Source organism: Pantoea sp. Cy-639, from assembly GCF_011752525.1.
Taxonomy (GTDB): Bacteria; Pseudomonadota; Gammaproteobacteria; order Pseudomonadales; family Pseudomonadaceae; genus Aquipseudomonas.
In genome coordinates this window covers 26,830-49,158 of the sequence record NZ_VWXI01000017.1, presented here as the reverse complement: position 1 = coordinate 49,158, position 22,329 = coordinate 26,830, and the positions used below count along the sequence as shown (strand labels likewise).

General features: G+C 63.9%; 22 protein-coding genes. 14 read left to right on the top strand and 8 right to left on the bottom strand.

Features of this window, described 5'->3' with window-relative positions; genetic code table 11:
• Window positions 1-115 precede the first annotated feature (115 nt).
• From znuB to zur, 3 genes are read right to left on the bottom strand one after another with little or no spacing between them, the layout of a single operon-like run.
• On the bottom strand, window positions 116-898 hold the full coding sequence (znuB, locus tag F3J43_RS19315) for a zinc ABC transporter permease subunit ZnuB (protein ID WP_166890430.1): 783 nt from the start codon (window positions 896-898) through the stop codon (window positions 116-118).
• Window positions 891-1,664 carry a zinc ABC transporter ATP-binding protein ZnuC gene (gene znuC, locus F3J43_RS19310; protein WP_166890426.1) on the bottom strand — a complete coding sequence of 258 codons (774 nt, stop codon included), beginning with the start codon at window positions 1,662-1,664 and terminating at the stop codon, window positions 891-893. Before znuC ends, znuB begins: the two co-directional genes overlap by 8 nt.
• Window positions 1,661-2,146 (bottom strand): zinc uptake transcriptional repressor Zur, encoded by a 486-nt coding sequence (gene zur / locus F3J43_RS19305; protein WP_166890423.1) that lies wholly within the window; start codon window positions 2,144-2,146, stop codon window positions 1,661-1,663. Before zur ends, znuC begins: the two co-directional genes overlap by 4 nt.
• Window positions 2,147-2,212: 66 nt before the next feature.
• Here zur and F3J43_RS19300 point away from each other — a divergent pair, with 66 nt between their 5' ends.
• Window positions 2,213-3,118 carry a zinc ABC transporter substrate-binding protein gene (locus F3J43_RS19300; RefSeq protein ID WP_166890420.1) on the top strand — a complete coding sequence of 302 codons (906 nt, stop codon included), beginning with the start codon at window positions 2,213-2,215 and terminating at the stop codon, window positions 3,116-3,118.
• 72 nt (window positions 3,119-3,190) lie between these two features.
• Here F3J43_RS19300 and F3J43_RS19295 read toward each other — a convergent pair whose 3' ends face one another.
• Entirely contained in the window at window positions 3,191-4,141 is a 951-nt protein-coding gene (locus F3J43_RS19295) for a homoserine kinase (protein ID WP_166890417.1), read from the bottom strand.
• Between the two features lie 64 nt (window positions 4,142-4,205).
• Complete coding sequence (locus F3J43_RS19290) at window positions 4,206-4,496, bottom strand: DUF2782 domain-containing protein (RefSeq protein WP_166890414.1); 291 nt, start codon at window positions 4,494-4,496, stop codon at window positions 4,206-4,208.
• A 65-nt stretch (window positions 4,497-4,561) separates the two neighbouring features.
• Between F3J43_RS19290 and polA the strand changes: the two genes are divergently transcribed.
• Window positions 4,562-7,318 (top strand): DNA polymerase I, encoded by a 2,757-nt coding sequence (polA, locus tag F3J43_RS19285; protein ID WP_353618261.1) that lies wholly within the window; start codon window positions 4,562-4,564, stop codon window positions 7,316-7,318.
• A 411-nt stretch (window positions 7,319-7,729) separates the two neighbouring features.
• Here the strand turns inward: polA and yihA are convergent, their stop codons facing one another.
• Window positions 7,730-8,362, bottom strand: a complete 633-nt coding sequence (gene yihA, locus F3J43_RS19280) for a ribosome biogenesis GTP-binding protein YihA/YsxC (protein WP_166890408.1) — start codon at window positions 8,360-8,362, stop codon at window positions 7,730-7,732.
• On the opposite strand from yihA, the gene F3J43_RS24360 reads away from it, so the two are divergent.
• From F3J43_RS24360 to F3J43_RS19240, 8 genes are all read left to right on the top strand, one after another.
• A complete protein-coding gene (locus F3J43_RS24360) occupies window positions 8,343-8,873 on the top strand; it encodes a c-type cytochrome (RefSeq protein ID WP_353618257.1) in 531 nt (176 codons plus the stop codon). The genes yihA and F3J43_RS24360 overlap by 20 nt on opposite strands.
• Window positions 8,874-8,904: 31 nt before the next feature.
• Window positions 8,905-9,522, top strand: a complete 618-nt coding sequence (locus tag F3J43_RS19270) for a c-type cytochrome (RefSeq protein WP_166890400.1) — start codon at window positions 8,905-8,907, stop codon at window positions 9,520-9,522.
• Window positions 9,523-9,707: 185 nt separating this feature from the next.
• Window positions 9,708-10,343 (top strand): thiol:disulfide interchange protein DsbA, encoded by a 636-nt coding sequence (gene dsbA / locus F3J43_RS19265; protein ID WP_166890397.1) that lies wholly within the window; start codon window positions 9,708-9,710, stop codon window positions 10,341-10,343.
• A gap of 12 nt (window positions 10,344-10,355) precedes the next feature.
• Window positions 10,356-11,210, top strand: a complete 855-nt coding sequence (locus F3J43_RS19260; protein WP_166890394.1) for an endonuclease/exonuclease/phosphatase family protein — start codon at window positions 10,356-10,358, stop codon at window positions 11,208-11,210.
• Between the two features lie 96 nt (window positions 11,211-11,306).
• On the top strand, window positions 11,307-13,370 hold the full coding sequence (locus F3J43_RS19255; RefSeq protein WP_166890391.1) for a GGDEF domain-containing protein: 2,064 nt from the start codon (window positions 11,307-11,309) through the stop codon (window positions 13,368-13,370).
• A gap of 99 nt (window positions 13,371-13,469) precedes the next feature.
• Window positions 13,470-13,856, top strand: a complete 387-nt coding sequence (locus F3J43_RS19250; protein WP_166890387.1) for a hypothetical protein — start codon at window positions 13,470-13,472, stop codon at window positions 13,854-13,856.
• An 82-nt stretch (window positions 13,857-13,938) separates the two neighbouring features.
• The gene (locus F3J43_RS19245; protein ID WP_205297980.1) at window positions 13,939-14,715 is read left to right on the top strand and encodes an N-acetylmuramoyl-L-alanine amidase; all 777 of its coding nucleotides are present in this window, start codon (window positions 13,939-13,941) and stop codon (window positions 14,713-14,715) included.
• A 120-nt stretch (window positions 14,716-14,835) separates the two neighbouring features.
• Window positions 14,836-16,455, top strand: a complete 1,620-nt coding sequence (locus tag F3J43_RS19240) for an EAL domain-containing protein (RefSeq protein WP_166890381.1) — start codon at window positions 14,836-14,838, stop codon at window positions 16,453-16,455.
• 6 nt (window positions 16,456-16,461) lie between these two features.
• Here F3J43_RS19240 and F3J43_RS19235 read toward each other — a convergent pair whose 3' ends face one another.
• Window positions 16,462-18,228 (bottom strand): KinB sensor domain-containing domain, encoded by a 1,767-nt coding sequence (locus F3J43_RS19235; protein WP_166890378.1) that lies wholly within the window; start codon window positions 18,226-18,228, stop codon window positions 16,462-16,464.
• 8 nt (window positions 18,229-18,236) lie between these two features.
• Window positions 18,237-19,583, bottom strand: a complete 1,347-nt coding sequence (gene algB, locus F3J43_RS19230; protein ID WP_166890374.1) for a sigma-54-dependent response regulator transcription factor AlgB — start codon at window positions 19,581-19,583, stop codon at window positions 18,237-18,239.
• 210 nt (window positions 19,584-19,793) lie between these two features.
• On the opposite strand from algB, the gene F3J43_RS19225 reads away from it, so the two are divergent.
• The 4 genes from F3J43_RS19225 to F3J43_RS19210 all read left to right on the top strand — a co-directional run bounded on the left by F3J43_RS19225 (window position 19,794) and on the right by F3J43_RS19210 (window position 21,748).
• Window positions 19,794-20,615, top strand: a complete 822-nt coding sequence (locus tag F3J43_RS19225; protein WP_166890371.1) for a BON domain-containing protein — start codon at window positions 19,794-19,796, stop codon at window positions 20,613-20,615.
• 174 nt (window positions 20,616-20,789) lie between these two features.
• On the top strand, window positions 20,790-21,074 hold the full coding sequence (locus F3J43_RS19220; RefSeq protein WP_166890369.1) for a hypothetical protein: 285 nt from the start codon (window positions 20,790-20,792) through the stop codon (window positions 21,072-21,074).
• 36 nt (window positions 21,075-21,110) lie between these two features.
• Entirely contained in the window at window positions 21,111-21,272 is a 162-nt protein-coding gene (locus F3J43_RS19215) for a DUF1328 domain-containing protein (protein WP_011531543.1), read from the top strand.
• Window positions 21,273-21,277: 5 nt separating this feature from the next.
• Window positions 21,278-21,748: an inhibitor of vertebrate lysozyme family protein gene (locus F3J43_RS19210; protein ID WP_166890366.1), complete on the top strand. Its 471-nt coding sequence runs from the start codon at window positions 21,278-21,280 to the stop codon at window positions 21,746-21,748.
• Window positions 21,749-22,329: the final 581 nt, after the last annotated feature.

The following is a 22,329-nucleotide window of genomic DNA, read 5'->3' as shown; positions in this document are numbered from 1 at the left end:
TATTTGCGCAAAAAGCGAGCAAGTCTACACCCAGGTGCGCACGCTCGAAAACAACTCCTACAGACCTGCAACCTGTCAAAAGGTTGCAGGATGCGCTTGCGCGCATCCAGATATTTCAGCGTTTGGGCAACGCCAGGCTCAGCAAGAATAGCACCGCCGCGCAGACCACGATCGAAGGCCCGGCTGGGGTGTCCTTGAACCAGGACATCGCCAGCCCGCCGCAGACCGCGGTCACGCCGAGCAGGCTGGCCCCCAGGGCCATCTGTTCCGGCGAGCGGGCGTGACGTTGTGCCGCGGCGGCCGGAATGATCAGCAGCGAGGTGATCAGCAGCACGCCGACGATCTTCATTGCCACCGCGATCACCACGGCGATCAGCAGCATCAGTGCCAGGCGCAGACCTGCCACCGGCAAGCCCTCGACCCTGGCCAGCTCCTCGTGCACGGTGACCGCCAGCAGCGGCCGCCAGAACGCGGCCAGCAGTATCAGCACCAGCGCGCTGCCGCCGAGGATCCAGGCCAGGTCGGTGGTGCTGATCGCCAGCAGGTCGCCGAACAGGTAGGCCATCAGGTCGATGCGCACGTCGTGCATGAAGCTCAGTACCACCAGGCCCAGCGACAGGGTGCTGGGGGCCAGGATGCCGAGCAGGGTGTCCGAGGCCAGCGGCTGGCGTTGCTGCAGGGTGACCAGCAGCAATGCCAGCAGCAGGCAGCCGACGGTCACCGCCAGCGCCGGGCTGACGTCCAGCGCGAAGCCCAGCGCCACGCCCAGCAGCGCGGCGTGGGACAGGGTGTCGCCGAAGTAGGCCATGCGCCGCCATACCACGAACGAACCGAGCGGTCCGGCCACCAGCGCCAGGGACAGGCCGGCAAGCAGGGCATAGAGAAGAAAATCAGCCATGCTTGCAGTGCTCTCCATGGACATGGGCGCCGGGGGCGATCACCGAACCGTGCAGGTCGTGGCTGTGATCGTGATGATGGTGGTAGACGGCCAGGCTCGGGGCGTTCTGGCCGAACAGTTCGACGAACGCCGGGTCGTTGCTGACCTGTTCGGGGTGGCCCGAGCAGCAGACGTGGCGGTTGAGACAGACCACCTGGTCGGTGGCACTCATCACCAGGTGCAGGTCGTGGGAGACCATCAGTACGCCGCAGCCGTGGCGGTCACGCAGGCGGGTGATCAGGTTGTACAGCTCGGTCTGGCCGACCACGTCGACGCCCTGTACCGGCTCGTCGAGCACCAGCAGCTCGGGTTCGCGCAACAGCGCACGGGCCAGCAGCACACGCTGCATCTCGCCACCGGAAATGGTCTGGATCGGGCTGTCGATCACCTGTTCGGCACCGACTTCCTGCAGCGCCGACAAGGCTGCCGCGCGGTCTACCCCGGGCACCAGGCGCAGGAAACGCAGCACCGAGAGCGGTAGTGTGGCGTCTACCTGGATCTTCTGCGGCATGTAGCCGATGCGCAGCTTAGGCTTGCGCCATACCGTGCCGCGGTGCGGCTTGAGCAACCCGAGCACGGCGCGCACCAGGGTGGTCTTGCCGGCGCCGTTGGGACCGATCAGAGTGACGATCTGGCCAGGGGCAACGGACAGGTCGATGCTGTCGAGCACCGCCTCGCCGCCGAAGCTGACACCGACCTGCTCGAGGCGGATCAGGGCGTCGCTCATGCCTTGCTCCGGCAGTTGCCGCACAAGCCGACCACTTCGACGGTCTGGGTCTCGACAGCGAAGCCGACGGCCTTGGCGCTGTCGATGATGGCGCTGCTGATGCTGTCCTGTTCCAGCTCGATGGCCACGTGGCATTCGCGGCAGATCAGGAACTGGCCCTGGTGTGCGTGCTCGGGGTGGCTGCAGCCGATGAAGGCGTTGAGCGAGGCGATGCGGTGCACCAGGCCGTTGTCGAGAAGGAAGTCCAGGGCGCGGTAGACGGTGGGCGGCGCGGCACGGCGCCCGTCCTGTTCGCTGAGCACGGCGAGGATGTCGTAGGCACCCAGTGGCTTGTGGCTCTGCCACACCAGTTCCAGCACCCGGCGGCGCAGGGCGGTCAGGCGCAGGCCCTGACGGTCGCACAGCGCGTCGGCCTCGGCCAGCGCGCTGTGAACGCAATGGGAATGATCGTGGGGGCGGTGGGCCAGCGGGGTGATGGACATGGGCAGCGACGGTTCAGGATGGAGACGTTATTATGTTACCTGTTTCTGACGACCCGAGTATCCACCGTGTCCCGATTCCTTGTCCTCTTTGTCGCTTTCATCGCTTTTTCGGCTCACGCCGACGTGCGCGTGCTGACCAGCATCAAGCCTCTGCAACAGATCGCCGCCGCCGTGCAGGACGGTGTCGGCAGCCCCGACGTGCTGTTGCCGCCGGGCGCTTCTCCGCACAACTACGCGTTGCGTCCGTCCGACGTGCGCAAGGTCGCCGCCGCCGACCTGCTGTACTGGATCGGCCCGGACATGGAGGGTTTCCTGCCCCGCGTGCTGGCCAGCCGCGGCAAACCGACGGTGGCCGTGCAATCGCTGGCTGGCATGCAGCTACGCCACTTTGGCGAGGACAGCCATTCCCACGAGCAAGACCAGGACGATCACGACCATGATCACCGTCCAGGCAGCCTCGATGCCCACCTGTGGCTGTCCTCGGTCAACGCCCGGGTGATCGCCGCGAAGATGGCCAGCGACCTGGCGGCGGCCGATCCGGCCAATGCCACGCGCTACCAGGCCAACCTGAAACAGTTCGACGAGCGGATGGATGGGCTGGACCAACGTATCAAGCAGCGTGTGACGGGGATCGCCGGCAAGCCGTACTTCGTGTTCCACGAGGCGTTCGACTATTTCGAGGCGGCCTATGGCCTGAAGCACACCGGTGTGTTCAGCGTGGCGTCGGAGGTGCAGCCAGGCGCGCAGCACGTGGCCGCCATGCGCAAGCGCTTGCAGGAAGTGGGCAAGACCTGTGTGTTCAGCGAGCCGCCGCTGCGGCCACGGCTTGCCGAGACGCTGACGGCAGGGCTGCCGGTGCGACTGGCCGAGCTGGATGCCCTGGGCGGCACCGATACCGTTGACGCCAAGGGTTACGAGCGTCTGCTGGAGAAGCTTGGCAGCGACCTGGCCGGCTGCCTGGAGCAGCTCTGAGCCGGTAGATGGGCTTGCCCTGCGATTGCTGTCGCAGGGCAAGCCCGCTCCCACAGAGATCGGTAGTGCCCGTCAGAGTGCGAACGGCAGCTTCAGCGCCACTTGCTGGCGCTGCGCCAGACGTATTTCGAACTCACGCGGGTCGTGGATCATCACGTCCATCCCGGCGAACGCCTGTGCGGCGATCAGCCGCGACAGCCAGAAGCGCACGCACGCCACGCGCAGCATCACCGGCCACAGCTCGGCCTCGGCGGCGGTGAACGGGCGCAGTGCCGCATAGGCGCCCAGCAGCGCCTGGGCGCGAGGCAGGTCGATACCTCCCTGCTCGTCCAGGCACCAGTCGTTCACGGTAATGGCGATGTCATACAGCATCGGCCCGGAGCAGGCGTTGTAGAAGTCGATCAGTCCGGTCAGGTGGGTACCTTCGAACATCACGTTGTCGCGGAACAGGTCGGCATGCAGGTTGGCCTTGGGCAGGGCGAGGATCTGCGCCTTGTGCGCGGTGATTTCGTCCAGTGCCGGGGTCAGCAGCGTCGCTTGTCCGGCGTTCAGGCCCGGCAGCAGCTCGGCGCCTGAGGCCAGCATCCAGTCCAGGCCGCGATCGGTGCGGCGTTCGAGGATACGTTCGCGGGTGGCCAGGTGGATATGCGCCAGCAACTCGCCGACCTGGGCGCAGTGCTGGTTGTTCGGTGCCTTGATGTGCTTGCCCGACAGTCGTGGCTGCAGCAGCGCCGGCTTGCCGCACAGCTCGCGCAGGCCATGGCCGTCGCGGTCGCGTACCGCATAGGGCACCGGCATGTCGGCATCGTGCAGCACGTCGAGCAGGTCGATGAAGAACGGCATGTCCTCGGCCGGCCCGCGCTCGATCAGTGTGAGGACGAACTCCCCTTTTTCCAGGCTGACGAAGAAGTTGCTGTTCTCGGTACCGGCGGCGATGCCCTGGAAGTCGAGCAGGCGGCCCAGCTCGTACGGCGCCAGAAAGGTTTCCAGCTCAGGCCGGGACACAGGGGTGAAGACTGACATGTTGAAAAGTTGCCCATGCGGGCACTTCCGCCGGGAAGTGCCTGGTTGATGTGAACGGTACGGACTACTTCCACTCGAAGATTTTCCAGGACGGAATCAGCATGTCCGGCTGGTCGGAACGAATGAAATTGGCGTCAGTGCCATCGGCGCGTACCAGGAAATAAGGCTTGCCATGCTTCGGCGTGATCTTGATCGCATACAGGAAGCCGTTCTGCCGGTATTCCTGGATGGTTTTATCGCCTTCCGTGCGAATGGTCACATCGGGATCTGCCGATGGTGCGTCGTCCGCCGCCAGGGTGACGACTGGCATGGTGGCCAGCAGACCGAGCAGTAACAGGCGATTGAGTGTACGCATGATAACCTAGTCCCTTTGTCGTCATTGATCCGGCTATTCTAGCTCCGGACCCGCCGAAAAGGTTGATTCTCCTCATGAGCCAAGCGCCTCTCGTCCTGGTGGACGGTTCCTCCTACCTCTACCGCGCCTTTCACGCGCTGCCGCCGCTGACCACCTCGAAGGGCCTGCCCACCGGTGCGGTCAAGGGCGTGCTGAACATGCTCAAGAGCCTGCGCAAGCAATACCCCGACAGCCTGTTCGCGGTGGTATTCGACGCCAAGGGCGGGACCTTCCGCGATGCCATGTTCGCCGAGTACAAGGCCAACCGGCCAAGCATGCCCGACGACCTGCGGGTGCAGGTCGAGCCGCTGCATGCCAGCGTCCGGGCCTTGGGCTACCCGCTGCTGTGCGTCGAGGGCGTGGAGGCTGACGACGTCATCGGCACCCTGGCACGCAGCAGCGCGGCGGCTGGCCGGCCAGTGATCATCTCGACCGGCGACAAGGACATGGCCCAGCTGGTGGATGGCCATGTCACCCTGGTCAACACCATGACCGGCAGTGTGCTGGACGTGGCCGGCGTGCACGAGAAGTTTGGCGTCGGCCCCGAGCACATCATCGATTTTCTTGCCCTGATGGGCGACAAGGTCGACAACATTCCCGGAGTCCCAGGGGTTGGCGAGAAGACCGCCGTGGGCCTGCTGACCGGCATCGGTGGCGGCCTGCGTGACCTGTACGACAACCTCGACAAGGTCCCGGAGCTGGCCATCCGCGGTGCCAAGACCTTGCCTGCCAAGCTGCAGGAGCACCGTGACGCGGCGTTCCTGTCCTACGAACTGGCGACCATCAAGTGCGATGTCGAACTGGATGTCGAGGTCGACGCGCTGGTCTGTGGCGAGCCGGACCGTGAAACGTTGCTGGCGCTATACACCGAGATGGAGTTCAAGGGCTGGATCGCCGAGGTACAGCGCGACGCTGCACGGGCTGGCGACGCCGATGTGGTCGGTGAGGCCCCGCTTGCCAAGGTCGAGCCCAGATACGAAACCATCCTCGACCAGGCGCGCTTCGACGCCTGGCTGGAGAAGCTGAGTCAGGCGCCGCTGTTCGCCTTCGACACCGAAACCACCGGTCTCGACGCCCAGCAGGCGCAACTGGTCGGTCTGTCATTCGCGGTCGAGCCCCATGAAGCGGCCTATGTGCCACTGGCCCACGACTACGAAGGCGCCCCGGTCCAGCTGGATCGCGAACGCGTGCTGCTGGCGCTCAAGCCCCTGCTGGAAGACCCGGCCAAGGGCAAGATCGGCCAGAACGCCAAGTACGACATCAACATCCTGGCCAACGGCAGCCCGGCCATCGACATGCGCGGCGTGGCCTACGACACCATGCTCGAGTCCTACGTGCTCGACTCCACCGCTACCCGTCACGACATGGACAGCCTGGCGCAGAAGTATCTCGACCATGCCACCATCGCCTTCGAGGATATTGCCGGCAAGGGCGCCAAGCAGTTGACCTTCAACCAGATCCCGCTGGACAAGGCCGGCCCCTATGCCGCCGAGGACGCCGACATCACCCTGCGCCTGCACCATGCGCTGCAGGCGCGCCTGGCCAGGACGCCGAGCGTGCTGCCCGTGCTGATGGACATCGAGATGCCGCTGGTGCCGGTGTTGGCCAGGATCGAGCGCCAGGGTGCGCTGGTCGATGCTGCGCTGCTTGAAGTGCAGAGCGGCGAACTGGGTACGAAGATGGCCGAACTGGAGCGCGAGGCGTACGAGCTGGCCGGCGAGACGTTCAACCTCGGCTCGCCCAAGCAGTTGGGGGCGATCCTCTATGACAAGCTGGGCATGCCGGTGCTGAGCAAGACCGCCAAGGGCCAGCCGTCCACCGCCGAGGCGGTGCTCGATGAACTGGCCGAGCAAGGCTACCCGCTGCCCAAGGTGCTGATGCAGTACCGCAGCCTGAGCAAGCTCAAGAGCACCTACACCGACAAGCTGCCGGGGCAGATCAACCCGCGCACCGGGCGCATCCATACCTCCTACCAGCAGGCCGTGGCCGCCACCGGCCGCCTGTCGTCCAGCGACCCGAACCTGCAGAACATCCCGATCCGTACCGCCGAAGGCCGGCGTATCCGCCAGGCGTTCGTCGCCAGCCCCGGCTACAAGCTGCTGGCGGCGGACTATTCGCAGATCGAGTTGCGCATCATGGCCCACCTGGCCAAGGACGAAGGCTTGCTGCATGCCTTCCGCAACGACCTCGACGTGCACCGCGCCACTGCCGCGGAAGTGTTCGGCGTGGCCCTGGAGCAGGTCACCAGCGACCAGCGACGCAGCGCCAAGGCGATCAACTTCGGCCTGATCTATGGCATGAGCGCCTTCGGCCTGGCCAAGCAGATCGGCGTCGATCGCAAGCAGTCCCAGGACTACATCGATCGTTACTTCGCCCGTTACCCGGGTGTGCTGGCGTACATGGAACGCACCCGTGCGCAGGCTGCCGAGCAGGGCTTCGTCGAGACCTTGTTCGGTCGGCGGCTGTACCTGCCGGACATCAATGCCAAGAACCCGGCCCTGCGCAAGGGCGCCGAGCGGACGGCGATCAACGCGCCGATGCAAGGTACCGCGGCGGATATCATCAAGCGCGCCATGGTGGCGGTGGACAACTGGTTGAGCGACAGCGGGCTGGATGCGCGGGTCATCCTCCAGGTGCACGACGAACTGGTGCTGGAGGTACGCGAGGATCTGGTGGAGCAGGTACGGGAGCAGATCCGCGGCCACATGAGCGGCGCGGCCCAGCTGGACGTGCCGTTGCTGGTGGAAGTGGGCGTTGGCGCGAATTGGGACGAAGCTCACTAAACGGTGCGATGAAGCTGTGTAGGATCTGCGGCGTAGTGTCGCGGATCCGGGCAGGTCATTGGCTCGTGCGTTTCATGAAACTATCGCAAATAGTTTCGGAGCCTCGGAACTAATCCGGCGAACCGTCACTCAGAGGTACTGAATGGCTGGTGAAGCCTTTCGATGCTCCTATGTTGTGTTAAGTGTTGGCAGATATCCGGACCCCGCCCTAGCGGTCCGGGCTTGAACCCCGAACTTCCCCCTCCCCATATGAAGTCCGGGGTTTTTTTTGCCCGGAATTCGGCGTTCTGCCACAAGAACGGATGATCTGGCGCTGTAGGAGCCAGCCTTGCTGGCGAAGCAGGCGGCACGCTGGGTGGCACCGGTTACGCCGGTGTTCGCCGGCAGGGCCGGCTCCTACAGGGGGACGCCTCAGGCCGCCGGCTTGTCTTCGAGTTCCATCCAGTCCGCCAGCACCCGGTAGGCCTCTTCCAGGCCCAGACGCTTGGGCGCCGAGAACAGCTGGATGGTCACGCCGTCGCCCCAGCCTTTGCGGATTTCCGCCTGTACCTTGAGCAGGGTGTTCTTGCCCGCGCCGTGGGTCAGCTTGTCGGCCTTGGTCAGCAGGATGTGCATGGGCATGCCGCTGGCCTTGGCCCAGTCGAGCATCATCTTGTCGAAATCGGTCATCGGGTGGCGGGTGTCCATCATCAGGATCACTCCGCGCAGGCACTCGCGGCTGCCCAGGTACGCTTCCAGGTGCTTCTGCCAATGCTGCTTGAGCGGGATCGGCACTTTTGCATATCCGTAGCCCGGCAGGTCGACCAAACGCCGTTCATCGTCCAGACTGAAGAAATTCAGCAGCTGGGTGCGGCCCGGGGTCTTCGAGGTCCGCGCCAGGCTGGCATGGGTCAGGGTGTTGAGGGCGCTGGATTTACCGGCGTTGGACCGGCCGGCGAAAGCCACCTCGTAACCCTGGTCTTGGGGGCATTGTTCGACCTTGGCGGCGCTAAGGGCGAATTTGGCTTTCTGGCAGAGGCCGAGGATGGGGTTCTTGACTTGCATGGGATTTCCGATGTGGTGTTGCCCAGCGCTGGAGTCGAAGGACCAGGCCCGGCAAGCGGTGTCGTTTCCGTTTGGCTGGCGGAAGTATATAATGCCCCAGTTTTTGTGTGCTCATTCGCCCAGAGTAGGCAATATGAGCATGGGGTGTCGAACAATAGCTCGCGCAACAGAACGCAGCGCGGCCCCCAACCCTGTCAGGTCGTTTCGCATGGCGAAATGGCTGCTTGCTGTCGGTATGTTCCTGCCGTTTTACAGCGCACAGGCTACACAGGATCCCGAGGCGTTGTACAACCGCACGTGTGCGGCTTGTCACGCCGGGCAGCTGCCACAGGCACCCAAGCAGGGTGACCGGGTGGCCTGGGAGCCAAGGCTGGCGCAAGGCATGGAGCGACTGGTGACACATGTTACACAGGGTTTCAAGGCTATGCCGCCGCGTGGATTGTGCATGGACTGCAGTGCCGAGGACTACCGTTTGGTCATCCTTTGGATGAGCGGCAGTCCCGATACATAACATTTCACCCTTAGCCGTGTTGGATTAGCTGATGAACAAACTAGTCGTGAGTCTGCTGTTGACCATGGGTGTCGCAGGTGCGGCCACTGCTGCAGAACCTATCAAGGGCGACGCCGCCGCCGGTCAGGCCAAAACCGCTGTCTGTGGCGCCTGCCACAACCCCGACGGCAACAGCCTGGCGCCGAACTTCCCGAAACTCGCCGGCCAAGGCCAGCGCTATCTCGAAAAACAACTGCACGACATCAAGTCCGGCAAGCGCACCGTGCTGGAGATGACCGGCATGCTGGCCAACCTCGACGACCAGGACCTGGCTGACATCGCCGCCTACTTCGCCAGCCAGAAGGGCAGCGTCGGCGCCGCCGACCCGCAACTGGTCGAGCGTGGCCGCGAGCTGTTCAACGGCGGTGACTTGCAAAAAGGCATGCCGGCCTGCATCGGTTGCCACTCTCCCAACGGTGCCGGCATCGCCCTGGCTGGTTTTCCACACCTGGGTGGCCAGCACGCGCAGTATGTCGGCAAGCAACTGACCGACTTCCGCGAAGGCAACCGCACCAACGACGGCGACGCCATGACCATGCGCACCATCGCCGGCAAGTTGAGCAACAAGGATATCGAAGCGCTGTCGAGCTACATCCAGGGTCTGCACTGATCCTGCGTGAGCGTTGCATCACCACGCGTTAACACTCGGTTAATGCTTCGGCGCTAAAGATGAAAAGGGCAGCCCAGGCTGCCCTTTTTTCTGTCCATAGCCGTTACACTACAGAACTCGAGCCCTTCCCGGCCTGTCCTAAACAGGTCGCGTCGAGGCGACCAAAGACTGCTCAGGAGTAAAGCATGCGTAAACTGATTCTCAGCGCTGCGCTGGTCGCCGCCAGCGTATTCGGTATGGCCGCCGTGCAGGCCGCGGAGCCCGCCACCGCCGGCAAGGAATATATCGAGCTGAGCAACCCTGTTCCGGTGTCCGTGCCGGGCAAGATCGAAGTCGTCGAGCTGTTCTGGTACGGCTGCCCGCACTGCTACCACTTCGAGCCTGTCATCAACCCATGGATCGACAAGCTGCCCAAGGACGTCAACTTCAAGCGCATCCCGGCCATGTTCGGCGGTCCATGGGATGCCCACGGTCAGATGTTCCTGACCCTCGAGGCCATGGGGGTCGAGCACTCTGTGCACAACGCCGTGTTCGATGCCATCCAGAACAAGCGCATGCGCCTGACCAAGCCTGAAGAAATGGCTGACTTCCTGGCCACCCAGGGTGTGGACAAGGACAAGTTCCTCGCCACCTACAACTCCTTCGCCATCAAGGGCCAGGTCAACCAGGCCAAGGAGCTGGCCAAGAAGTACGAAATCACCGGCGTCCCAAGCATGGTGGTCAACGGCAAGTACCGCTTCGACCTGGGCACCGCCGAAGGTCCGGAAGGCGTGCTCAATGTCGCCGACCAGCTGATCGCCAAGGAGCGCGCCGCTAAGTAAGCGGCGATTGCCATGGGCCGCTTTCGTTCCACCCGAAGCGTCGGCCTGCACCAACCGCAGGTCAACGAACATCACCTGCAGGCTTCTGGCCTGCCGGCCGATGGTCGCCTGCGGTTGCTCAGCTTCAATATCCAGGTCGGTATCAGCACCGAGCGTTATCGCCATTACGTGACCCGCAGCTGGCAGCATCTGCTGCCGCACAATGGACGCGCCGGCAACCTGCAGAAGATCGGCGAACTGCTCGGTGATTTCGACCTGGTGGCCTTGCAGGAAGCCGATGGTGGCAGCTTGCGTTCGGGCTACATCAACCAGGTCGAACACCTCGCCCAACTGGGTGCCTTCCCCTACTGGTACCAGCAGCTCAACCGCAACCTAGGGCGTTTCGCTCAGCACAGTAATGGCGTGCTCAGCCGCCTCAAGCCCCAGCACCTGGAAGACCACCCCCTGCCCGGCCCGGCTGGTCGCGGCGCGATCCTGGTGCGTTTCGGCGAGGGCGTGGATGCCCTGATCGTGGTGATGATGCACCTGGCGCTGGGCGCCAAGACCCGCGCCCGTCAGCTGGCCTACATCCGCGAGCTGATCGGTGGCTACCGCCACCAGATCCTCATGGGCGATATGAACACCCACGCCAACGATCTGCTGGAACACTCGCCGCTGCGTGACCTGGGCCTGATCGCGCCTCAGGTCGAGGCCACGTTCCCCAGCTGGCGACCGCAGCGCTGCCTGGATCACATCCTGCTCAGCCCGAGCCTCACGCTTGAGCGTGTCGAGGTGCTGGCGCAACCGATTTCCGATCACCTTCCCGTTGCGGTCGAGATCCGATTGCCTGATGCATTGAGTGTGGATACGCTGCCGGTCCTGAGTTAGGCCTGCAAGGACGTTTCGCGCACTCAAGTGTTCGAGTTTGGCGCCGAAATCGTGTCATCACAGGGCTAGATGCCATCACCGGACGCGGATCCAGGCATGACCGAAGAAGCCGAGCGCTGGAAAGAAAAATACCTCAAGAGCATCGAGCGGCAGGAAAAGCTCGAGCGGCGCTGGGAAGCCCGCCTCGACCTGCTGCGTCGTGGCCTGGTGCGTAGCACCCTGGCGGCCGAGGGGAGCGACAAGATCGTTGACCAGTGCATGAAGGAAATGCGCGAGGTCATCCGCAGCGACAACATGGACGCCGGGTTGGCCGGGTTGATCCCGCGCCTGGAAAAGGCCGTGCTCGACTCCGAGCAGCGCCGTGAAACCCGCATGAACCAGGTCAGCGACGCGCTGACCGCGCTGGTCACCCAGTTGCAGGTCCTGCCGTTGCCCGGCGATGTGGCGCGGCCGTTGAAAAAGCTGGCGAAGAAACTCGAGGGGGGCGTCAGCCAGTCCCGTGAGCTGCCGCCGCTGCTGGGCGAGCTCAGCGGCCTGCAGGGCCGTGCGTTGAGCTCGGTGCAGAAGCCGGGCGAGGAGACGCGGCCGGGTTTCCTGCAACGTCTGTTCGGGGGGCGCGACGACGCCCAGGCCGAGGTGTTGCCTGTGCCGGTCGTCAGCGAGGCGCATCACGCGCCTGAGCCGTACGCGAAGCCGGAGGAGCCTGCACCGGCGCAACCCCGGGATGTCGATGAGTTGCATGCCCTGGCGCCTGTTGCCGAGCCACAGGCGATACATCCTGCGCCACAGCCACAGCCACAGCCACAGCCACAGCCGGAGCCAGAGGCGAAGCCTTCGAGGCCTGACACGGATCATCGGCAAGCACCGCTGGCAATCGAGTTGCCGGGCCCCGCCCTGGTTGAAAGCCTTGCACCCATTTCCGCAGCGCCAGCACCAGCGCCTGAGCCGCAAGTCCAGGCCGTGGAGGAGATGCCGCAAGTCGAGGTGGTCGAGCAGGTTGAGGCGCTGGCCGCGCCCATCGAGCCTGTGACTGCCGAGCCGACGCAGATACCGCCGTTGGAGGAGGTGTTCGGCGAAGATGGCCCGTATGCCCTGCCCGATGCCGTCGAGCCCCCTTACAGCCAGGTCGCTGCTCATATTGAACAGACCTTGATCGGTCTGCTCGATGACCTCAGCCTGCCCGAACGGCACAAGGCCCAGGCGCTCGAGATGCGCGAGCGGGTTGCTCGTGGGCTGAACTGGTACGAGCTGATTCCTGTGCTCGACGACCTGGCTGTGCTGATGCTGGCAATCACCGACAGTGGCCAGCACGAGTTCGAGACCTACCTGCAGCAGCTCAACGAACGCCTGGAAAGCTTCCAGAGCCACCTGCACGAAGCCAGTACCGGCCACGCCGACAACAGCTCTGCCGCTCGTCAGCTGGACAGCCAGTTGCGCGAGCAGGTCGATGGCCTGCAGAGCAGCGTCCAGGGGGCCGCCGACGTGGACAGCCTCAAGCATATCCTGGAGAACCGTCTGGAAGGTCTGTTGGTGACCATGGACGAGCATCAGCACGAGCGCGACCGTCGCGAGCAGGAGCTGGCCGGTCGCTTGCACGGACTGGCCGAGCGAGTGGCCAGCATGGAACAGGAAGCCCTCGGCTACCGCGAGCACCTCGAGGAGCAACGGCAGAAGGCAATGATCGATCCGCTCACCGGCTTGCCCAACCGCGCGGCCTGGTCCGAGCAGGTCGAGCGCGAAGTGCTCGAATGGCAGGAGAACGGCGGCCACCTGGCCATGGCTATCCTCGACCTCGATCACTTCAAGCGCATCAACGACGGCTATGGGCACCTGGCCGGCGACAAGGTGCTGAAGATCGTTGCCGATCAGTTGCGCAAGCGCTTGCGCGGGCGTGATTTCATCGCGCGCTTCGGTGGCGAGGAGTTCGTTCTGCTATTGCCGCAGACCTCGCCACCGGCGGCGGTCCAGGTGGCCGAGGTCATGCGTGCGGCGATCGAGGCCTGCCCTTTCCACTTCAAGGGCGAGCGGGTCGTGATCACTGCGTCCATCGGTCTGAGCGCGTTCCGTTCCGGCGAGCGTGCCGACCAGGTGCTCAAGCGTGCGGACGAGGCGCTGTATCGGGCCAAGGACCTGGGCCGCAACCGGGTGGAACAGGGATAAATAATTACCGCATGCCTGCCTCGGCGGTGATCGACACTGCGCTCTGCCGCTGATCCATGGGGGATCGGCTGTCATCGATCACCAATGAGGCATCGAAACATGAAAGCAATCCAATGGGGTATCCCGTTTCTTCTGGCCCTGGCGTTTCAGGGCAGTGTCATGGCTGGCGAGCTGGTTACCGCGCATATTGGCGCCGATGGTCAGGTCCTGAAGCAATCGCCGGTCTGGATCAGCCGGGTGCAACACCAGCCGCAGGCCAACTACTTCACTCAGTACAAGCTGAGCCTCCAGGGGTTGGGTCGGGCGCCGGGCTTCTGCGCGGTGTCGCCGATCGATGCCAGCAGCTACGACAAGCAACTGCACGGCTCGGCCAAGGTCATTGGCGTGCCGAGCGCCGACAAGCTGACGGTCATGACCCAGCTGGTGGACCTGAGCGGCCCGAGTGGCGACAATTCCCAGGAATTTCTGCTGATGTGCGTGCGCTGAGCATAGCGAAGCACTAACGATTCAGCGGGAGCACGTTATACTGTAGCGCTGTTGTCGCCTACTTCATGACGTGCTTCCTGCAATGAAAAGACTCCTCACTGCCCTGCTCCTGCTTACCCTGGCTGGCTGTTCCAGTGGCTTGCGCATCGACCGCAGCCATCCTTCGGCCAACCAGGACAGCCGTATCCAGTTCGTCGTTCTGCACTACACCAATGCCTCGCTGGAGCGCTCGCTCGCGTTGCTGACCCACGGTGAAGTCAGCAGTCACTACCTGATCGGCGACGGGCCCGCCACGGTCTACCAGCTGGTGGACGAGAATCGCCGTGCCTGGCATGCCGGAGACAGCCAGTGGCAAGGGCGCACCTGGCTCAACTCCACCTCCATCGGCATCGAGATCGTCAACCCGGGCTACACCGACACGCCCAATGGCCGGGTCTGGCACCCGTACAGCGAGGCCCAGGTACAGGCGCTGATCGCGTTGCTCAAGGACATCGTCAAACGCAACAACATCGACCCTCGCCACATCGTTGGCCACAGCGACATTGCCCCCTTGCGCAAGCTCGATCCGGGGCCGTTGTTCCCCTGGAAGCGCCTGGCCGACGCAGGCATCGGGATCTGGCCGGACGCCGCCTCTGTGGCACGGCAGCAGGCCTATTTCGAAGTCAATCCGCCGACTATCACCTGGTACCAGCAGCAACTGGCCCGCTTTGGCTACGCCATCGACCAGACTGGCCAGCTTGATGTGGCGACCCGTCATGTCATCGCGGCGTTCCAGATGCGCTTCCGGCCACAGCGTTTCGACGGCCTGCCGGACGCGCAGACCGCCGCCATGCTGCAGGTGCTCAACCGCAAGCGTTGAGCCATGCCGGGCAGGGTGTTCGCAAGGCGCCCTGCCGACGGTTTCTGAACCACTCGCCCAACGGTGAAGCTGTTCCGGGTTTCAGTTGCTATACCTTTGGTATTCAACTGGATGCCACGCATGCCTGCCTTCGTCGCGTCGATGCGTCAATTTTTCCACCACTCCTGGCTGCTCGCCGCAATCGCGGCCCTGGCCAGTGCCGTGCTGCTGCTCGCCGCCAGCGTCGCCTTCACCTTGCAGCAGATGCGCCAGAGCGAGATTGCGCAGATGAACGCTCGCGGCGAGCGCTTCCTCGATCGGCTGGAACTGGTGTTCGGCCAGTTGCGCGAAGGGGTCGACCAATTGCACGGCCAATCGTTGCGTGGCTGCAGCCCGGCGATGCAGGCACTGTTGCAGCAAGTGGCGCTACGCTCGCGTTTCATCTATGAAGCCGCCTATGTCGATGGCCGGGTCGTCTGTTCCAACCGTGGCAGCGAAAGGACCATTGCGCCTTCGCGGCCACCGGATATCCAGGGGCCGGTCTACAGCTACTGGCTCAATACCACCACCGAGCCCAACGAGAACCTGGCAGCCCTGATGCTTGGTCGGGGTGCGTTTCTGGTTGCTACCTCACGCGGCCATCTCTCCGATGTGGTCGACCTGCCCCAGGGCGGCAGTCTGCTGGTCGTGCTCGACCGTGGCGACCGGGCCATCCCGGTACTGGGGCCTGAGCAGCCATGGCCGCCTACGACCGATTGGCCACCTTCCTCGCAGAAAGCCCTGCTCGAACTCCCAGACCGTCTGATCTACCGCATGCCGAGCAAGTCCCCCGACTACCAGTTGGTGCTGACCGCCCCGCGTACGAGCCTGCCGCTGAAGCTCAACCGGCTGCTCTGGTTGCTGTTCCCTGGCAGCCTGGCGTTGGCCTTGTTCATTGGCTGGTTGGTGCAGCAGCTGGTCCAGGAGCGTCGTTCGATGAGCTCGGCCTTGCAGCAGGCACTGCGCCGAGGGGAGTTGCAAGTGCTCTACCAGCCGATCTTCGAGCTGAGCAGCCGTCGCTGCGTGGGCGCCGAGGCCTTGGTGCGCTGGCGTCGGCCCGATGGCAGCCTGACCAGTCCCGAGCTGTTCATACCGTTGGCCGAGGACACCGGACAGATCCGGCAGATCACCGATTTCGTCCTGCAACGGGTGCTGGAGCAGCTTGGCAAGCTGCTGCGTGCCAACCGCCACCTGTATGTCTCGGTGAACCTGGCAGCCTGCGATGTGGTGGAGCCGCGGATCGGCAAGGTCGCCGGGCGTTTGCTGGCCCAGTACCAGGTGGCCGCTGAGCAGATTGCCTTCGAAGTGACCGAGCGTGGCCTGATCGATGTGGTCGTGGCCCGGGACAATCTGCAGGCCTTGCGCGCGCTGGGGCACCAGGTACTGATCGACGACTTTGGCACCGGCTATTGCAGTCTGGCCTACCTGCAGACGCTGCCAGTGGACTGCCTGAAGATCGACAAGGCGTTCATCGATGCCCTGGGACACGATGCCGCCAGCAGCGGCGTGGCGCCGCATATCATCCGCATGGCCCATGACCTGCACTTGCGGGTGATCGCCGAGGGCATCGAAAACGAAGCACAGGCGCTGCTGCTCAGCAGCGAGGGCGTCGACTATGGCCAGGGCTGGCTGTTCGCCCATCCACTCAGCGCCCGCCAGTTCTGCGAGCTGGTCACGGGCGGGCGGCGCAACGCGACACGTCGGATCGATGACGAGCCCTGAGCCGTTTCAGACGGGCAGTGCCATGTAGAACTGCGTCCCTTGCCCGGGGCGCGAGAACACGCCCATGCGTCCACCGTGCAACTGCACGATTTCCTTGCACAGCGCCAGCCCCAGGCCGGCCCCGCCTTTCTTGCGTCCGACCTGGACGAATGGCTCGAAGATACGCCCTTGTTGGCCGTAGGCGATGCCTTCGCCGTTGTCCTCGACGCTGATGATCACCCGCTCGGCATGGCGCCGGGCGTGCAGGCGGATATGTCCACCGCTGGCGGTGTGACGGATGGCGTTGTGCAGCAGGTTGTCCAGCACCCGGTCGAGTTGGGCGGCGTCGGCCTGGATCCGCGGCAGTGGCAGTTCCAGTTCACGGAGCAGCTCGATGTGCTTGTCGGCGGCCTGTTCGGCAAAGCGCGCCTGAGCCCGCTCGAACAGATCGTCCAGGGTGCAGGGTGCCAGTTCCAGCTTTTGCAGGCCGCTCTGGTAGCGCGAGAAGTTGAGCAGGTCGTTGATCAGTTGGGTCAGACGCTGCATTTCCTCGGTAATGGTCTCCAGCAAGTCGCTCTCGCGGGCCTGCGGTGGAAAACTGAGGCGCTCGCGCAGCAGGCCGAAGGCCATGTGCATGCCAGTCACCGGGGTGCGCAGCTCGTGGGACGCGCGCAGGACGAACTCGCTGCGCACCCGCTCGAAGGCGCGTTGCTCGGTGACATCGTGCAGCACCATCACTGCGCCGAGAATCGGACCTTGGGGGTGGCTGACCGGTGTCAGGCTGAAACTCAGCAGGCGGGTCTCCTCGTCCACTTCCAGGCTCAGGTCTTCCGGCGGACGGTCCAGGCTGCCGCCGCGCAGCACCTGGCGCAACTGTTGTTCCAGCTCCGGGCGTTGCAGTGCTTCGGCCAGGCTTGCGCCCAGGCGGCTGGGGTCCCAGCCGAGCTGGCGTTGGGCCACGGGATTGAGGTGTTCCAGGCGGCCCTGGCGATCGATGATCAGCAGCCCGTCGTCGATGCTGTCGAGCACTGCCTGCAACCGCTGCTGGCCGGCCAGCAGTTCGTCGACATTGGTCGCCTGATGCCGGCGCAGGGCATCGGCCATCAGGCCGAAGCGCCGGGTCAGCAGGCTCAGTTCGGTGGCCTGGGTGACGGGCAGGGTGACATTGAAGTTGCCTTGGCCAACCTGGTCGGCGGCCTTGGCCAGTGCCTCGATCGGCTGCCCGAAGCGGCGGGCGATGTTGTGTGCGGTAATGAAACCCAGCACCAGCACAGTCAGACCCATCAGGCCGAGCAGGCCGCTGACCAGCAGGGCATGGTCGCGAGACTGTTCTTCACTGCGGGTAATGTGCTCCAGGGCCTGGCGATGGGAGTCGAGCAGGTCGGTGCGGACCTGGTTGAATGCGGCCCCCAGCGGTTGCTCCACACCCATGCTGCGTGCCGGCGCCGGGCTTTCCCGGTAGGCCTGGAGGAAAGCCTGGTAATTGCTGCTGGCCTTGCTGAAACCGGTACGTTCGCCACCTTGTTCCAGCCCTTGGTTGAGCAGGCCCTGAAACTGGGTCTGCAGGGTCACCAGGCTTTTCGGGTCGGTGCGCTCGTCGAGGATCAGATTCAGTTGCTCGCCCAGGTTCTGCCGCAACTGCAGGGCAAGGTCCAGGGTCTGGGTGGTGTCCTGGACCAGGCGTTGCTGCACGGCGGCCATCTGCAGCACGCTGACCAGGCCCAGCAGCAAGCCCAGCAAGGCCACGGTGACCAGTGCCGATATGCTGAGAAACAGCCGTGTGCGCAGCTTCATGGACCACCTCACAGGTTGTATTGCTTGCGCTTGCGATACAGGGTGGACGCGTCGATGCCGAGGGTCTTGGCGGCCTGGTCGAGGGTGTCGCTGGCGGCCAGCACGGCGCCGATATGGGCCCGTTCCAGTTCATCCAGGCTCAGGGCGGCGCCTACGCGGGGGGCGTTGCTGGCGGGTTGTTCGGCCATGCCCAGGTGGCTGATCTCCACTCGCTCCTGTGGACAGATGATGCTCGCCCGCTCGATCACATTGCGCAGTTCGCGAATGTTGCCCGGCCAACGATAGTTCAGCAGTGCCGCGCGTGCTTCGTCGCTGAAGCCGCGCGCCGGTCGCGAGTATTCCTTGACGAAGCGGGCGAGAAAGCGATCGGCCAGGGTGAGGATGTCCTCGCTGCGCTCACGCAGCGGCGGCAGGTGCAGGGTGATGACGTTCAGGCGGTAGAGCAGGTCCTCGCGGAAGCGCCCTTCGCGGACCATCTCCTCCAGGTTGAGGTTGGTCGCGGCGAGGATGCGGACATCGGCGCGGCGCGTGACCGGGTCGCCGACCCGTTCGTATTCCTTGTCCTGGATGAAACGCAGCAGTTTCGGCTGCAATGTGAGGGGAAAGTCGCCGATCTCGTCGAGAAACAAGGTGCCGCCATCGGCCTGGTTGACGCGGCCGAGGGTGCTCTCGCTGGCACCGGTGAAGGCGCCGCGGGTATGGCCGAACAGCTCGCTCTCCATCAGTTCGGCGGTCAGCGACGGGCAGTTGATGGTCACGCAGGCTTTGCGGGCGCGCTTGCTCCAGCCGTGGATGGCGCGGGCCAGTTCCCCCTTGCCGGTGCCGGACTCGCCGAGGATGAGGATATTGGCATCGGTGGTGGCTACCTGCCGTGCGGTCTCCAGCACCGCCATCATCGCCGGGCTGTGCGAGTCCAGGCCGTCCTTGGGCTTGCGCATCTCGCCTTCCAGCGCCTCGAGCCGCGCTGACAGCTGGCGGACCTCCAGTTGCTTGGCGGTGGCCAGGCGAAGCTGGTCGGGGCTGCAGGGCTTGACCAGGTAGTCGGCGGCGCCGGCCTGGATTGCATCCACGGCGGTGTCGATGGCCGAGTGGGCGGTGACGATCACCACGCGCATCCACGGGGCCTGGATGCGCATCTGCGCCAGCACGTCGAGGCCGTTGTCCTCGCCCAGGCGCAAATCGAGGAAGCACAGGTCGAACACCTGGCGTTGCAGCAAGGTCTCAGCTTGTGCGGCGCTGTTGGCGGTGGCCACGCTGTAGCCTTCGTCCTCGAGGCAGTAGCGGAAGGTGCGCAGGATGGCGGACTCGTCATCGACCAGCAGAATGCGGCCTTGGTTGTCCTGGGCTGGTTCCATTTCCTGCGCTCCTTTGGGATTGGTCTCAATTAGTGTCGGAAAAATCGGGCAAGTTGCATGGTCGATTCTGATTGATTCGGCGCGCTGCATGTTAGCGCCGAGCCTTCTGGATGGCTAAGTGCCTGATCAACATGGCGTTGTTGGTGTGCGTCCGGCCGGGACACCGGCCATGACGCGCTTTGCTTGATGTGCGCGTAAGGAGGTGTATCCATGCTCTTTTTCACTCGAATGGCCATGCTGGCAGTCTGTCTGATGCCGGTGGTGCCCCCGGCGTTCGCCGAGCCGGTACAGGACGCTCGGCTTGAAGGTGCGCTGCAGAGTGCGCTGTCGCTCAACCGGATGCTCAATCCATTCGCCATCAGGGTGGATGTCCAGGGCCCGCATGCCCGGTTGACCGGCGAAGTGGAGAACCCTGTCGAGCGTGATCTGGCCGAGCAGGTAGCCCTGGCCACCCGTGGCATAGAACAGGTCGACAACCAGCTGCGGGTCAACCCGCAACTGGTCGAGCGCCCGCTGGAACGCCGCGCCTATGCCCAGCGCCTGGAGGATGCCACCCTCGGCGCGGTCATCCGGGCACGGTTGCTGTGGAGCCGCCTCACCGAAAAGGCCGCCATCGATGTGCAGAGCCGCGAGGGTGTGGTGACCCTGCGCGGCAAGGTCGACAGCCCCGAGGCCAAGGAGCTGGCGGGTGTGCTGGCGCGCACCAGCGAGGGTGTGCACCTGGTCAACAACTTGGTCAGCCTGGACAGCACCGCGCTGGCAAAGGCCCGGGAGAAGCCGCTGGAGGAATCCGACGGCCCGCAGCCCGCGGACAGTTGGATCATCGACAAGATCCAGACCAGCTACCGCTTCAGCCGTAACCTGGACAGCCTGAACATAAAGGTGGCCAGCGAAGAAGGCATGGTCCGCCTCTCCGGCGAGGTGGTCAGCGACGCGCAGAAGACCATTGCCGTTGACGTCGCCAGGCAGATCGTCGGCGTGCGCGGCGTGGATGCCGACATGCTCAAGATCGCGACCAAGGTGGAGGGCTGAATCGTGCAAAACGCACGGCAGCACCTGGCCCATCGTGCAGGATACCTCTTGGGCTATTGATGAACATCTATATAACTTACTGATTTAAAAGAAATTATCTTTCTGGCCTAGGCTGGCATGCAGGCTGCAATGTTCTCCCCAGAATGGATAACAAGCACAGCAGGAGGAGCCGGCATGAACCATCAATCCGTCAACCGCACGCAAGCCGCTGCACTGCCGCTGCGCCAGTTGCTGCTCCTCGGCATGGCCGTGCTGCTCACCTTGGCGACGGGGCTGTTCTACCACAGCTGGCAGACTGCCCGTCTGGCCGACCAGGTGGCGGCGCAGACCGCGCTGTTGTCCCAGTTGAAGGTCAATCATGCCAATACGCTGGTCCGGGCGGCCGAGCCGTTGTCTCGGGCCGATCATGCGCCTGTTGTCCTCGAGCGTGTCGAACCCCAGGAGCGCTGGGTGTTCTGAGTGCCAACCGTTTTCGCACAAGAAAGGAGAACCATCATGCTGAGCTGGGCTATCACTTTTCTGATCATCGCCATCGTCGCTGCGGTTCTGGGCTTCGGTGGCATCGCTGGCGCGGCCACCGGTATCGCCAAGATCCTGTTCATCATCTTCCTGGTGCTGTTCGTGGCTTCCTTCTTCTTCGGCCGCGGCAGAGGGTGACGACCATGAGCAGGATGCTCCGCAATGTTTTGGTCGGCGCGCTGCTGCTCGGCGCTGGCACGGCCGCCATGGCCGCCAATGACGGCCAGGTCCGGGTCAGCCAACTTCTGGGCTCCGATCCGCAGTACCGCAAGACCTGGCAGAAGACCATCAAGCATGAAGAACGCCTGCCCGAGTGGGTGATCAACCTCAGTGGCAGTTCCGTGCAACAGATGTCCGCAGTGACCGAGGATGGCGACAAGTACCTGGTCGGTCCATTGTGCGAGTCTGATAGCAACTGCACCTACAAGCGCCTGATCGTCGCGTTCAGCTGGGACAAGGACGATGCCTACGCAATGCTCGTGGAGGTCCCCGAAGGACTGCCGTCGGACAAGTCGCCCACCCGTCACGCGCAGTACCGCTGGCTGGGCAAGCCCGACGACGGCATGAAGGCTTTGCTGCAGGAGCAGCTCAAGCGCGACCCGAACTGGTACTGACCAGCGGCTGTGCGCTGTAACGCAATGGAAGCTGAACCTTTTTATCTTTTCGGCTTCTATGATGCGCCGCCTCGAGGAGGGGCGGTGCATGACCAGGGGGCCGGGCCGTTCTGATCGATGCAGGATCGGAGTGGCCTAGGGGTACAGGGAGTGCCTCCGTAATGGGCCGGGTCAGGAGAGGGGCATCGGAAGTCACAGGTCGGTCGTGTCCGAGAAGGGCGCAGTGGCCGACCTGGCTTCCGAAGCGCCTGATGTAGGACTCCTTCCTTTATATATGTACGAATTCCTTCCAAGACACATTTTGTCTCGACCGTACATCGAAATTTTTTAAGCTGTCCGACCGGTCAGGCAGAAGGGCATTTCAGCCATTCGGATTGTCGAACACGCCATTGAGCTCCCCTCATACACCCCGTTGAATCTGCCTAAAAATGGCGGTTTGGTCATGTTCGGAAATCCGAACGTTGAAAATCAAGGGCTTGCGGATGCCCGATTTCGCTTTCGAGTCTCATGCTGATTCGGCATGGGGTAGTCGTTTCCGGCATTAGACTGCCACTTCTGCCATCGCAATAGTTGCCGCCTTT